The sequence below is a fragment of the Agromyces marinus genome, from assembly GCF_021442325.1.
Lineage (GTDB): Bacteria > Actinomycetota > Actinomycetes > Actinomycetales > Microbacteriaceae > Agromyces > Agromyces marinus.
In genome coordinates this window covers 2,525,371-2,537,875 of record NZ_CP087879.1, presented here as the reverse complement: position 1 = coordinate 2,537,875, position 12,505 = coordinate 2,525,371, and the positions used below count along the sequence as shown (strand labels likewise).

At 70.5% G+C, this 12,505-nt stretch carries 15 protein-coding genes; 14 read left to right on the top strand and 1 reads right to left on the bottom strand.

Annotated features, from left to right (window positions below; genetic code table 11):
* The first annotated feature begins 49 nt into the window (after positions 1–49).
* From DSM26151_RS11845 to DSM26151_RS11780, 14 genes are all read left to right on the top strand, one after another.
* Complete coding sequence (locus tag DSM26151_RS11845; protein WP_234659733.1) at positions 50–340, top strand: WXG100 family type VII secretion target; 291 nt, start codon at positions 50–52, stop codon at positions 338–340.
* A 79-nt stretch (positions 341–419) separates the two neighbouring features.
* Positions 420–719 carry a hypothetical protein gene (locus DSM26151_RS11840; RefSeq protein ID WP_234659732.1) on the top strand — a complete coding sequence of 100 codons (300 nt, stop codon included), beginning with the start codon at positions 420–422 and terminating at the stop codon, positions 717–719.
* Positions 720–726: 7 nt separating this feature from the next.
* Positions 727–1,998, top strand: coding sequence for a hypothetical protein (locus tag DSM26151_RS11835; RefSeq protein ID WP_234659731.1), 1,272 nt, complete (start codon positions 727–729; stop codon positions 1,996–1,998).
* Positions 1,995–2,609: a hypothetical protein gene (locus DSM26151_RS11830; protein ID WP_234659730.1), complete on the top strand. Its 615-nt coding sequence runs from the start codon at positions 1,995–1,997 to the stop codon at positions 2,607–2,609. The genes DSM26151_RS11835 and DSM26151_RS11830 overlap by 4 nt, the downstream gene beginning before the upstream one ends.
* The gene (locus tag DSM26151_RS11825; RefSeq protein WP_234659729.1) at positions 2,609–3,154 is read left to right on the top strand and encodes a hypothetical protein; all 546 of its coding nucleotides are present in this window, start codon (positions 2,609–2,611) and stop codon (positions 3,152–3,154) included. Before DSM26151_RS11830 ends, DSM26151_RS11825 begins: the two co-directional genes overlap by 1 nt.
* The gene (locus DSM26151_RS11820) at positions 3,151–4,059 is read left to right on the top strand and encodes a hypothetical protein (RefSeq protein WP_234659728.1); all 909 of its coding nucleotides are present in this window, start codon (positions 3,151–3,153) and stop codon (positions 4,057–4,059) included. The genes DSM26151_RS11825 and DSM26151_RS11820 overlap by 4 nt, the downstream gene beginning before the upstream one ends.
* 54 nt (positions 4,060–4,113) lie before the next feature.
* Positions 4,114–4,590 (top strand): DUF6121 family protein, encoded by a 477-nt coding sequence (locus DSM26151_RS11815; protein WP_234659727.1) that lies wholly within the window; start codon positions 4,114–4,116, stop codon positions 4,588–4,590.
* A 51-nt stretch (positions 4,591–4,641) separates the two neighbouring features.
* A complete protein-coding gene (locus tag DSM26151_RS11810) occupies positions 4,642–5,205 on the top strand; it encodes a hypothetical protein (RefSeq protein WP_234659726.1) in 564 nt (187 codons plus the stop codon).
* A 40-nt stretch (positions 5,206–5,245) separates the two neighbouring features.
* A complete protein-coding gene (locus tag DSM26151_RS11805) occupies positions 5,246–5,893 on the top strand; it encodes a spermidine/putrescine ABC transporter substrate-binding protein (RefSeq protein ID WP_234659725.1) in 648 nt (215 codons plus the stop codon).
* A gap of 225 nt (positions 5,894–6,118) precedes the next feature.
* A complete protein-coding gene (gene rpsL, locus DSM26151_RS11800; protein WP_022889720.1) occupies positions 6,119–6,493 on the top strand; it encodes a 30S ribosomal protein S12 in 375 nt (124 codons plus the stop codon).
* Positions 6,493–6,963, top strand: coding sequence for a 30S ribosomal protein S7 (gene rpsG, locus DSM26151_RS11795; RefSeq protein WP_234659724.1), 471 nt, complete (start codon positions 6,493–6,495; stop codon positions 6,961–6,963). Before rpsL ends, rpsG begins: the two co-directional genes overlap by 1 nt.
* Positions 6,964–7,047: 84 nt before the next feature.
* The gene (gene fusA / locus DSM26151_RS11790; RefSeq protein ID WP_326491020.1) at positions 7,048–9,162 is read left to right on the top strand and encodes an elongation factor G; all 2,115 of its coding nucleotides are present in this window, start codon (positions 7,048–7,050) and stop codon (positions 9,160–9,162) included.
* 112 nt (positions 9,163–9,274) lie between these two features.
* Positions 9,275–10,468 carry an elongation factor Tu gene (tuf, locus tag DSM26151_RS11785; RefSeq protein ID WP_234659723.1) on the top strand — a complete coding sequence of 398 codons (1,194 nt, stop codon included), beginning with the start codon at positions 9,275–9,277 and terminating at the stop codon, positions 10,466–10,468.
* 110 nt (positions 10,469–10,578) lie between these two features.
* Entirely contained in the window at positions 10,579–11,799 is a 1,221-nt protein-coding gene (locus tag DSM26151_RS11780) for an acyltransferase family protein (protein ID WP_234659722.1), read from the top strand.
* A gap of 3 nt (positions 11,800–11,802) precedes the next feature.
* Here the strand turns inward: DSM26151_RS11780 and DSM26151_RS11775 are convergent, their stop codons facing one another.
* A complete protein-coding gene (locus DSM26151_RS11775) occupies positions 11,803–12,252 on the bottom strand; it encodes an OsmC family protein (RefSeq protein ID WP_234659721.1) in 450 nt (149 codons plus the stop codon).
* Between the last annotated feature and the right edge of the window lie 253 nt (positions 12,253–12,505).

The following is a 12,505-nucleotide window of genomic DNA, read 5'->3' as shown; positions in this document are numbered from 1 at the left end:
ACTCGGCCGGCCCGGACGGGTGCGGTTCCCGAACACGGAAGGACTCATGATGGCCGCAGACTTCGGCGCTTCGTACGGTGAGATGGAAGCGATGGCGGGCAAGCTCTCGGACGCGCGCGACGACATCCAGTCGCAGCTCGACCAGCTCAAGAGCTCGGTCGACAACCTGCTCGGCAACGACTTCAAGACCCAGCACGCTTCGGGCAAGTTCGGCCAGGGCTACGAGGAGCTCACCACCGGGCTCAAGAACGCCGTCGACGGCATCGGCGAGATGGGCGAGGCCCTGCGCGGCATGATGCAGGCGATCCAGGACCTCGACCAGCAGCTCGCCGGTCGCTGACCCGCGGCGAGGGCGGCCGGCGTGATCGCCGGCCGCCGTCGCGTTCCCAGCTCATCCCGCGATCGAACAGGAGAACCCCGTGGCGGACGGAGTGCGCATCCCGCTGTCCTCGATGGAGCGACTCGACAAGGCCCTCAGGGACATCGTCGTCGAGTTCGAGGATGCCGGCGGCAGGACCGACGACCTCGTCGAGGCGATCGGCCGGCCGATGGGACGTTCGAAGCTCCGCGAGCAGGCTCACGCGTTCGAGAGCCGGTGGGACGACAAACGCGAGACCCTGAAGGGCCACCTCGTCGAGCTCCAGAAGCAGGTCGAGGGCGTCAGGGACGCCTGGGCCGCGCTCGACGGCGACCTCGCGGCCCAGCTCGAGACGAAGTGAGGCTGCGATGAGCACGTCGTACTCCTACCGATTCATGCCCGACTCGCCCGAGGGCCGCGAGATCCGGGAACTCGAGGGCGAAGCCGGCGAGATCATCCGCCGCGGCCGGCAGATCGAGCGGCTCGGCCGGCGCATGCAGAAGGCCGCGACCACGCTCCAGCTCCTCGCCGACGGGCAGGTCGGGCAGGGCGAGTCCCTCGATGCCGTGCGCGACCAGGCGGCCGAGGTCCACGAGGACCTCTACACGGCGGGTCTGCGCTACGAGCCGAGCGGCACGGCGCTGCGCACCTACGGCCAGGCGGTCTCGAACGTGAAGTGGTCGCTGAACCAGGCCGTGCGCGACTGCGTGGAGGCGTGGGAGGCCGTGCAGACCCGGGCATCGAGCGTCGACGACGCCGGCGACACGCCCGAAGACCCGGATGGCGGCACCTCGGCCAGGCAGAACGCCGAGGCCGACGCGAACCGGAAGCTGGACGCGGCAGAGGCCGAGTGGCTCGAGGCGGCGAAGCGGTTCGACGGCCACTACGACACGTGGGACGAGGCCTACGACGACGCCCTCGAGGGCCTCGAGGACGCGAACCGCGACGGCGTGAAGGACGGGTTCTGGGACGACGCGCTCCCGGTGCTGGAGTTCATCGTGGAGGTGCTCGAGGTGGTCGGCGTCGTGCTGCTGGTCGCGGCCCTCATCGTCGGGGGTCCGCTCGTCGCGGTGCTCGCCACCGCGGCGGCGCTGATCACCCTCGCGGCGACCATCGTGCTCTTCGCCAAGGGGCGCAAGAACGGCATGGACCTCGGACTCGCGATCGTCGGGGTGATCCCGTTCGGCAAGCTCGGGCGCGTCTTCGCCGCGGCGGGGGAGGGCACGGCACTCGCACGGATGGGCAAGCCGATCGGGCTCTTCCTCGGCTTCGACGACGTGAGCGCCCTGCGCACCCACATCGGCCGCATCGGTGCCGATGCGCGCACCGCGTGGAACGCCGGCGACAACCTCGTGCCCTACGCGAACATCTCGGTCGTGAGCCAGATGGTCCAGGAGGGCAAGGCGGGCTGGCGCTACGTCGCCCAGAACGCAAGGGTGACCGACAGCGCCGACATGTTCCTCGGCCGCCTGTGGGGTGTCGGGGACTCCGTCGCCGGGGCCTCGGGCACCGCGACGGGGATCGGCGACATCGTCTTCGGCAGCAAGGCGCCGTGGGCGCAGGCCGTCCAGATCACGGACTTCGTCACGGGCGAGGTCGGAGAGGCGAGCGACGAGCGGCTCGTAGACTCGTGGCGATGAGCCTCCGCGATGAACTGACCGGTACCGTGCGTGCGCCGGTCCCGCCGTTCGTGCTCCTGCTTCCCCCCGGCTGGGTTTCGGTCGAGCCGACCCGAGAGGCCTTCGAAGAGCTCGCGACCTCGGTGTCGGCCCGCATGCGGGCGCAGCACCGGCCGGATCTCGACGCCCAGTACCGGCAGCTGCTCCGGCGCGCAGCAGACGAGTTCCTGCGTCGCGACCCGGTGCGGCTGGTCTACCAGCGCGACGTGCCGGGCGAGCGGATGCTGCCGCTCTCGATCACGGCCGCCCGCGTCTGCGGCCGCGGCGGGGCATCGCTGGACGCCCAGGTGAGCGCCCTGGTCCGCGACCGGGGGGCGAAGCCGCTCGACGACGCCCGGTTCGTCATGCGGTGGGAGTCGGCCTCGTCGACACGCCTCGACGGCGGCACGCTGCGCACCAGGTCGTTCAACCACCTCGTCGCGATCCCGGGCACCGGCAGGCGCGAGGCGGTCGTGTTCACGACGGTCGTGCCGTTCTCGGCCGGCGGGGAGACCCTCGACGACGAGACCGTCGAGGAGTTCGGGCTGCTCGCGGATGCGATCCTGTCGACCTTCCGCTGGAGCGGCGAGTGATGCGCTTCGAGATCAGCTACGACGAGACGGTCTGGGCGATCATGCCCGAGCCGGATGCCGAGGCCGACGGGCTGTGGGTCGCCGAGCAGCGGCTCCGATTCGCGGGCGGGCCGTTCTCGGCCGATCTCGACGCGTTCGAGTCCGCCGCGCGCGAGGCGCTGCGACGTCGTCGTGAGGGCGGGGTCACGTCGCTGTTCTTCCGCCCCGACGCCGTGCCGGTGACGGGCGTCCTGCACGTCGGGCTGCTCGAGACCCGGGTCGCCGATTCCGGCGAGCCGCTCGCCTGGCTTCCGCCCGGGGTCACGCCGCGGATCGACCCGGCCGTCACCACCTTCGCGACGCCCCACGTCGCGAGCGGGCACCGGATCGCGTACGTCAGCGATCGAGACGGCGCCGACGGCGCGCCGCTCACGGGCCTGGTCTACGGGCTCCCGCTCGGCGACCTGACAGGCTACGTCATCTCGGAACAGGCCCACTCCGACGTCACGGGGCTCATGCAGGCGCACGCGGACCGGATCGTCGGTTCGCTCAGGCTCGTCGCGTGACGGACGGCAGCGCGGCGGACTGGGCGCGGCGGGCCGACACGGTGGCGCAGAACCTCCGCGCCGATGAGATCGATCGGCGCGCGCTCGCCGGACTGCCCGGAGCGCGGGACGCGCTCGAGGAGCTCGGCGCGAGGTCGGCGCAGGAGCTGCGCACCTGGCGGGACGCGCGCCTGGCCGAACTGCGGGCCTCCGAGCCCGCGATCGCGGCCGCGATCAGCCCACGCGGAGGGGCCGCGTTCGGGCACCTCGTGGCCACGCTCGGCGCCGGGACCGCGTACGCGCTGTTCTTCAGCCGCGGCCAGCTCGGCGTCCAGACGGAGGTCGTGGCATCCGCTGTCGCGCTCGGCGTCGCGACGGGAGGGCTCGCGCTCGCGACCCGCACGGCCGGGCGGAATGCGGTGACGGCGCGCGACGTGACCGTCGCGTGGATCCTCACCGTGCTGGCGGTCGTCGCGGCGATCGCCGCCCTCGCGCAGGCCGGGTCGGCCGGCGGGATGCCCGTCGCGGGCGGCATCGCCCTCGCGTTCGCCCTCGCGATGCTCGCGATGGCGGTGCTCACGACCGCCCGCCGGTTGCGGGCCCCCGTGGCATCACGGGCGGCCCGGGAGCATCGCGTCGCGGCGATCCGGGCCGAGTTCGGGGCCGAGGTCGCGCGGGTCCGCGCCGACGCCGTGGCCCGGATCGAGTCGGTGCTCGCCGCGGCCCCACCCGAGGCGGTCGCTGCGGCCGCGGCCGAGATCGGGGCCGCCTACGAGATCCTGCGCGATCGCGGCCGCGTCGGTGCCGCGGCGAAACCGCACCGGCCCGGACTCCTGCTGGTCGACGTGCCGGTCGGCAACGCCGCGCGCTCGACGGGGATGCCCGACGAGGGCCGGCTGGTTCCCGCGCTGGCGCCCACGACCTGAGGCGGACCCGCTGTGCGCGGCCGCCGGCCGGCCGGCCGGGCGTAGGCTCGGATGATGGGCTCGAACTCGTCCTCAGCCTGGGCCGTCGCCGGGTTCGCGACGGCGCTCCTCGTCGCGATCGTGGTCGCCGCGTTCGGGTTCCTGAGCCTGCTCGCCGACCTCGAGCCGGTCGGCGATCCTGCGGCCGGCATCCTCGTCGGTCCGGCGACGGTCGCCGGGTCGGTCGGCGCCTTCCTCCTCCTCGCGGGCACCGGGCTCACCCGGGGGCTCAGGACGTGGTCGCTCGCGGGCCTCGCACTCCTGGCGACCTGGGCGGGTGGCATCCTCGCCGGCACGATCGCCTACGCGGCCTCGACCGGAACCGTCCTCGCCGCGTTCCTGTTCGCGCTGGCGTTCATGACCGTCGGCTTCGGCGCGATCATCCCGGTCGCCGCAGCCCTCGTCGCGGTGCTCGCGTCGGCGACCGTGCGGGCCCAGCGCGGCGGAGTCGAACGCCCGAGGTGGCCGTGGGAGCGCGACGACGACCTCTGACGGCTGCGCCATCCGTCCGTTCCGGCCCAGCGCGCGTGTGATGCTGGAGGCATGAGACTCGAACTCGACGCGCCGGCGACCTGGGTGCACGTGCCGACCGATCTGCCGACCGGGCCGCAGGCCGAGGCCGCGGTCGGGGCGTGGGCCGACGAGGTGGTCGCGGGGCTGCGCCGGCGCCGCCCGGACGCCGAGGCCGAGCGTCTCGACACCGTGCGCGAGTTCGCGATGCAGGCGCGGCTGCGCCTGCTGCCCGGGGCGGCGGCCGGACTGCTCTACCTGCCGGAGGCCGTGCCGATCGGCCTGGTGGTCAGCATCGGCGTCTCCGAGCCGGAGCCGATCGAGGGCTCCCTGGTGCGTGCGCTCCTCGGCGACGCCGATCTCGTGGGCCGCCCGAACGTCGAGCCCGTGGAGGTCCCGGGCGTCGGCTCGGGCATCTCGGTGCGCTGCGTGTTCGCGGCGGCGCCCGGCCGTACGTCCGCCGCGGGGCTCGCCTACCTGCTGCAGGGCGATCGTGCGACGGTGCGCGTCATGGCGAGCCCTGCACAGCAGGAGCTCATCGCGCATGCCGCGGCGTCGCTCGCCGAGATCGTCGCCTCGCTGCGTCTCGTCGAGTGACTCCGGGCCGAAACGGCCGCTGCGCAGTAGGGTGAAGCGCGTGGAGGGATCCGTCGAGGCCCGCGTGAGCCACGAGGTGGACCGCTGGCTCGCCTGGCTGCCGCGCTGGCGGCCCGGCACGCACCGTGGTCGCGTGCGGCTGTGCACGCGGTGCTTCGGCTCGCCCGTCCTCGCCGCTGCGGGACTCGACGTCGACGTGCCGCACCCCGTCCAGCACGCCTTCTCGATGCGGATGAAGACGATCATCGACGACGGCGTCGACGACTACACCGCACGCAACCTCCCCATGCTGCACCGCGAGATCCGGCTCGCCGAGGAGCGCAAGGCCCGCCGCCCGTATCGGGCGGGGGAGGGGCTGGACCCCGAGTACCGCGGCCTCGACCTCGACCCGGACCCGATGCCGGGAGAGCCGTTCCTGTTCACGCTGCAGGGCCTCGAAGCGGATGCCGCGGCCGAAGCCGCCGAACCGGCTCCCAGGCCGTTCACGCCCGACGAGAAGGAGGCGCTTCGCGGCGAGGTGCGACTGGCCGACGACTTCGCCAAGCAGCTCGGCCGGCGGGTGTGCGCCGAACTCGCGCGGCACCGCCAGCGCATCGCGAACGCCGTCGAGCGGCTCGTCGAGCCGCAGGTCGCCGAACTGCTCGCCGACCTCGACCGCGAGCTCGACGCACCGGGGTGGACCGGCTGAGAGTCCGCCGCACGCGGCTCCGCACCATTTGACCTCGATGATGACGCCCGATTACCATTGATCGGGTGTGCGCGCTTCCGCGCGCATCCAGGGCACCGGCCCCCGCGGCCGGGACGCCCCCACGGCATACCCACCACTGGAAGGCGCCGCCGCTCGGCGGTGCCGGTGGGTCGTGATGTGAAATCCATCAAACGCTGTCACCGTGCAGCACAACAAGGAGAAGCAGTGCCAACCATTCAGCAGTTGGTCCGCAAGGGTCGCTCGCCGAAGGTCACCAAGACCAAGGCTCCCGCCCTGAAGGCCAACCCCCAGCAGCGCGGCGTGTGCACGCGTGTGTACACCACCACCCCGAAGAAGCCGAACTCGGCGCTGCGCAAGGTCGCCCGCGTGAAGCTCTCCAACGGCACCGAGGTCACCGCCTACATCCCCGGTGAGGGCCACAACCTGCAGGAGCACTCGATGGTGCTCGTCCGCGGCGGTCGTGTGAAGGACCTCCCGGGTGTCCGCTACAAGATCATCCGCGGTGCGCTCGACACGCAGGCCGTGAAGAACCGCAAGCAGGCTCGCAGCCGCTACGGCGCGAAGATGGAGAAGAAGTAATGCCTCGCAAGGGACCCGCTCCGAAGCGCCCCGTCGTCGCAGACCCCGTCTACGGCTCGCCGGTCGTCAGCCAGCTCGTCAACAAGATCCTCGTCGACGGCAAGAAGGACCTCGCCCAGCGCATCGTCTACGAGGCGCTCGAGAACGTCGCGAACAAGTCCGGCCAGGACGCCGTGACGGTCCTGAAGAAGGCCCTCGACAACGTCCGCCCGACCCTCGAGGTCCGGTCGCGCCGCGTCGGCGGCTCGACCTACCAGGTCCCCGTCGAGGTCAAGCCGCACCGTGCGAACACCCTGGCGCTGCGCTGGCTCACCAGCTACGCCAAGGCCCGCCGCGAGAAGACCATGACCGAGCGTCTCACCAACGAGATCCTCGACGCGTCGAACAGCCTGGGTGCCGCGGTCAAGCGCCGCGAGGACACCCACAAGATGGCCGAGTCGAACCGCGCCTTCGCCCACTACCGCTGGTAACGGGCAGAGCGGATGCCGCGGCTCGCGCGGCGGCATCCGCTCGTCACTCACCTTCCCCTTCCTGAATCCTCCGGAGGAACCCTCGTGGCACAAGACGTGCTCACCGACCTGAGCAAGGTCCGCAACATCGGCATCATGGCCCACATCGATGCCGGCAAGACCACCACCACCGAGCGCATCCTGTTCTACACGGGCGTCAACCACAAGATCGGCGAGACCCACGACGGCGCCTCGACGACCGACTGGATGGAGCAGGAGAAGGAGCGCGGCATCACGATCACGTCTGCCGCCGTGACCTGCTTCTGGAACAAGAACCAGATCAACATCATCGACACGCCCGGCCACGTCGACTTCACCGTCGAGGTCGAGCGTTCGCTGCGCGTGCTCGACGGCGCGGTCGCGGTCTTCGACGGCAAGGAGGGCGTCGAGCCCCAGTCCGAGACCGTGTGGCGCCAGGCCGACAAGTACGACGTCCCCCGCATCTGCTTCGTCAACAAGATGGACAAGCTCGGCGCGGACTTCTACTTCACGGTCGACACGATCATCAACCGCCTCGGTGCCAAGCCCCTCGTGCTGCAGCTCCCGATCGGTGCCGAGAACGACTTCATCGGCGTCATCGACCTGATCGAGATGCGCGCCCTCGTGTGGCCCGGCGACGCCAAGGGCGACGTGACCATGGGTGCCAAGTACGAGGTCCAGGAGATCCCGGCCGACCTGCAGGAGAAGGCGGAGCAGTACCGCCAGCAGCTCCTCGAGACCGTCGCCGAGACCAGCGACGAGCTGCTCGAGAAGTTCTTCGGCGGCGAGGAGCTCACGGTCGAGGAGATCAAGGGCGCGATCCGCAAGCTCACGACGAACTCCGAGGTCTACCCCGTCCTGTGCGGTTCGGCGTTCAAGAACCGCGGCGTCCAGCCCATGCTCGACGCGGTCATCGACTTCCTGCCCTCGCCGCTCGACGTGCCCGCCGTTCAGGGTCACGACGTGCGCGACGAAGAGAAGGTCATCGAGCGCCACGCCGACGCGACCGAGCCGTTCTCGGCCCTCGCGTTCAAGGTCGCGGTGCACCCGTTCTTCGGTCGCCTGACCTACGTGCGCGTGTACTCGGGCAAGCTCGACTCCGGCGCCCAGGTCATCAACTCGACCAAGGGCAAGAAGGAGCGCATCGGGAAGATCTTCCAGATGCACGCCAACAAGGAGAACCCGGTCGACTCGGTCACCGCGGGCAACATCTACGCCGTGATCGGCCTGAAGGACACCACGACCGGCGACACGCTGTGCGACCCGGACAACCAGGTCGTCCTCGAGTCGATGACCTTCCCGGACCCGGTCATCGAGGTCGCCATCGAGCCGAAGACCAAGGCCGACCAGGAGAAGCTCGGCACGGCGATCCAGAAGCTCGCCGAAGAGGACCCGACGTTCCGCACCGAGCTGAACGTCGAGACCGGCCAGACGGTCATCAAGGGCATGGGCGAGCTGCACCTCGACATCCTCGTTGACCGCATGAAGCGCGAGTTCAAGGTCGAGGCGAACGTCGGCAAGCCGCAGGTCGCCTACCGCGAGACGATCCGTCGCACGGTCGAGCGTCACGACTACACCCACAAGAAGCAGACCGGTGGGTCGGGCCAGTTCGCGAAGATCCAGTTCAAGCTCGAACCGCTCGAGGTCGAGGGCGACAAGATCTACGAGTTCGAGAACGCCGTCACGGGCGGCCGCATCCCGCGCGAGTACATCCCCTCGGTCGACGCGGGCTTCCAGGACGCCATGCAGTACGGCATCCTCGCGGGCTTCCCGCTCGTGGGCGTCAAGGCCACCCTCATGGACGGTGCGTCGCACGACGTCGACTCCTCGGAGATGGCGTTCAAGATCGCCGGTTCGATGGGCTTCAAGGAAGCCGCTCGGAAGGCGAACCCCGTCCTGCTCGAGCCGCTGATGAGCGTCGAGGTCCGTACTCCCGAGGAGTACATGGGCGACGTCATCGGCGACCTGAACTCGCGCCGCGGCCAGATCCAGTCCATGGAGGAGGCCGCAGGCGTGAAGGTCGTGCGTGCGCACGTCCCGCTCTCGGAGATGTTCGGCTACATCGGCGACCTGCGGTCGAAGACCTCGGGCCGCGCCGTGTACTCGATGGAGTTCGAGAGCTACGCGGAGGTCCCGAAGGCCGTGGCCGAGGAGATCGTCCAGAAGAACAAGGGCGAATAGCGCCCGAACGCACGGACCGACAGGTTCGCGTAACATAACAACACAACCCCGTAGCACACCGGTCGCAATCCGGCGCCCGGTGCTGCTACACGGATCCTGAGGAGGACCCACAGTGGCTAAGGCCAAGTTCGAGCGGACCAAGCCGCACGTCAACATCGGAACGATCGGTCACGTCGACCACGGCAAGACCACGCTCACCGCAGCGATCTCCAAGGTGCTCGCCGACAAGTACCCGTCGGCCACCAACGTGCAGCGCGACTTCGCGTCGATCGACTCCGCTCCCGAGGAGCGCCAGCGCGGCATCACGATCAACATCTCGCACGTCGAGTACGAGACGCCGAAGCGCCACTACGCGCACGTCGACGCCCCGGGTCACGCCGACTACATCAAGAACATGATCACCGGTGCCGCGCAGATGGACGGCGCGATCCTCGTGGTCGCGGCGACCGACGGCCCGATGGCCCAGACGCGTGAGCACGTGCTGCTCGCCAAGCAGGTCGGCGTGCCCTACCTGCTCGTCGCGCTGAACAAGGCCGACATGGTCGACGACGAGGAGATCCTGGAGCTCGTCGAGCTCGAGGTCCGCGAGCTGCTCTCGTCGCAGGGCTTCCCCGGCGACGACGCTCCCGTCATCCGCGTCTCGGGCCTCAAGGCGCTCGAGGGCGACGACAAGTGGGTCAACTCGGTCCTCGAGCTCATGGAGGCCGTCGACGAGTCGATCCCGGACCCGGTGCGCGACAAGGACAAGCCGTTCCTCATGCCCGTCGAGGACGTCTTCACCATCACCGGTCGTGGCACGGTCGTCACGGGTCGCGCCGAGCGCGGCACGCTGAAGATCAACTCCGAGGTCGAGATCGTCGGCATCCGCCCGACGCAGAAGACCACCGTCACGGGTATCGAGATGTTCCACAAGCAGCTCGACGAGGCCTGGGCCGGCGAGAACTGCGGTCTGCTCCTCCGCGGCACCAAGCGCGAGGACGTCGAGCGCGGCCAGGTCGTCGTGGCCCCCGGCTCGGTCACCCCGCACACGGAGTTCGAGGGCACCGCCTACATCCTCTCCAAGGACGAGGGCGGCCGTCACAACCCGTTCTACGCGAACTACCGTCCGCAGTTCTACTTCCGCACCACCGACGTCACCGGCGTCATCACGCTGCCCGAGGGCACCGAGATGGTCATGCCCGGCGACACCACCGACATGACGGTCGAGCTCATCCAGCCGATCGCCATGGAGGAGGGCCTCGGCTTCGCCATCCGCGAGGGTGGCCGCACGGTCGGCGCCGGTACCGTCACGAAGATCATCAAGTAGTCTTCGCGAACGCGACCCGCAGGGGGTCGGGCCTTCGGGCCCGGCCCCCTTCGTCGTGTCCCGGCCGCGCCGTTTCCATCGCGAGGACCGCTCGGGTTAGCCTGAAGCGGATGGTTCCCCCGTCGATCCGAACACGAACCGCGGTGCGTCCGGAAGTCCAGGCGCTTCGCGCCATCGCGGTGGGCGCGGTGGTGCTGCACCACGGGTGGCCGGCGGTGGCGCCGGCCGGGTACATGGGCGTGGACGTGTTCTTCGTCGTCTCGGGGTTCCTGATCACGGCGCTGCTGGTTCGCGAGCATGCGCGCTCCGGCCGGATCTCGCTCAAGGGCTTCTACCTGCGCAGGGCGCGGCGCATCCTCCCCGCCGCGGTGGCGGTCCTCGCCGCGGTGACGGCGCTGACCTTCCTCGTCGTGCCGCGGTTCGAGTGGCGCTCGTACTTCCGCGAGGTCCTCGCGAGTGCGCTGTACTTCGAGAACTGGTTGCTCGCGGCCGATTCGCAGAACCCGGCACGCGGGGACCTCGCCTCGACTCCGGTGCAGCACTTCTGGTCGCTCTCGGTCGAGGAGCAGTTCTACCTCGTCTGGCCGCTCCTGGTGATCGGGGCGCTCGCCCTCGCCGTTCGCCGCGCCGGCGACCCGCGGCTCAGCCTGCTCGTCGTGCTCGGCACGGTGACGGGCGCCTCGTTCGCGTGGAGCATGGTGCTCACGGTGCAGGACCACAACCTCGCGTACTTCTCGACGTTCGCGCGCGTGTGGGAGTTCGGCCTGGGCGGGATCCTCGCGATCGTCGCCCCGTCCGCCGCAACCGGGCGGCCACGAGCGCGTGCGGTGCTCGGATGGCTCGGACTCGTGCTCATCGCCGTGCCGATCCTCACGTTCCGCACGCCCGAGGTGTTCCCGGGTCTGGTCGCGCTCGTGCCCGTCGCCGGGACGCTCGCGGTGATCTGGGCGGGCATGCCCGAGTCGCGCCTGTCGCCTGCGCGGCTCACGGGCCTCCGCCCGGTCCAGTGGACCGGCGACATCTCGTACTCGCTGTACCTCTGGCACTGGCCGGTGTTCATGTTCGTCCCGTTCCTCACGGGCGTCGCCAGTCCGCCGTGGCTCATGGTGCTCCTGGTGGCGCTCTCGTTCGCCGTGGCCGCGGCGTCGAAGCGGTGGATCGAGGACCCGGCGCGATTCAGCGGCGGTGCCCGCAGCGGATGGCGGGCGCGCCCGGCGCTGCTGGTGGGTTCGCTCGCCACCGCGGCCGCGCTGGTCGTCGCTGCGGGGATCGTCGGGCCGAACGCGGCGGGCGCCGAGGCCTGCGAGCGCCCGTCGCGTTCGAGCGAGTGAGGATCAGATCTCGACGTCGTCGATGGTGGCGTGCAGGCTGATGGCGCCCTCGACGCTCCTGGCGACGGTGCAGGCCCTGCCGATCGCGCGGGACATGATCGACACGAGCTGCTCGCGCTCCTCGGGCTCGAGGCTCGTCAGGTCGATCACGATCTCCTCGTCGAGGTCGCGGTATCGGTTCTCGTCGTCCGCCGTGCCGTGCGCCCACACCGTGATGGCGACGTCGTCGCCGAGCCGCCGGGCCGCCGCCGTGTCGGCGCTCATCCCTGCGCAGCCCGCGAGGGCGAGCTTGAGCAGTTCGCCCGGCGTGAAGTGCCCCGGCGCGTCCGCCGGCCCGATGAGCACGGTCGAGCCGCGCTCGTTCAGCCCCTCGTAGGTGCGCGGCCCGGTCCGTGAGACCGAGACGCTTCCCCGTCCGATCCGCCGTCCCACCGCGTGCGCGTGCTCCGTCATCGGGTCCTCCCCAGTTCGAGATGACATGATTCCACCATGCGCAGCGGCCCCGCGGCATCCGCCCCGCTGTGAGGATCCGGTGAGGTGCGCGAGCGCGACACGCCCGGGTTGCACGCAGGGGTGCGGATATGGCAAACTCGTGGAGTTCAACATTTCGAACGGCGTGCCCTGCTGCGCGCCGGACGGATCACTGCCAGGCAGTGCATAGCCACCGAAGTCCGCAAGGGCGCCACGGGTCAGGCTAGGCCGCGGG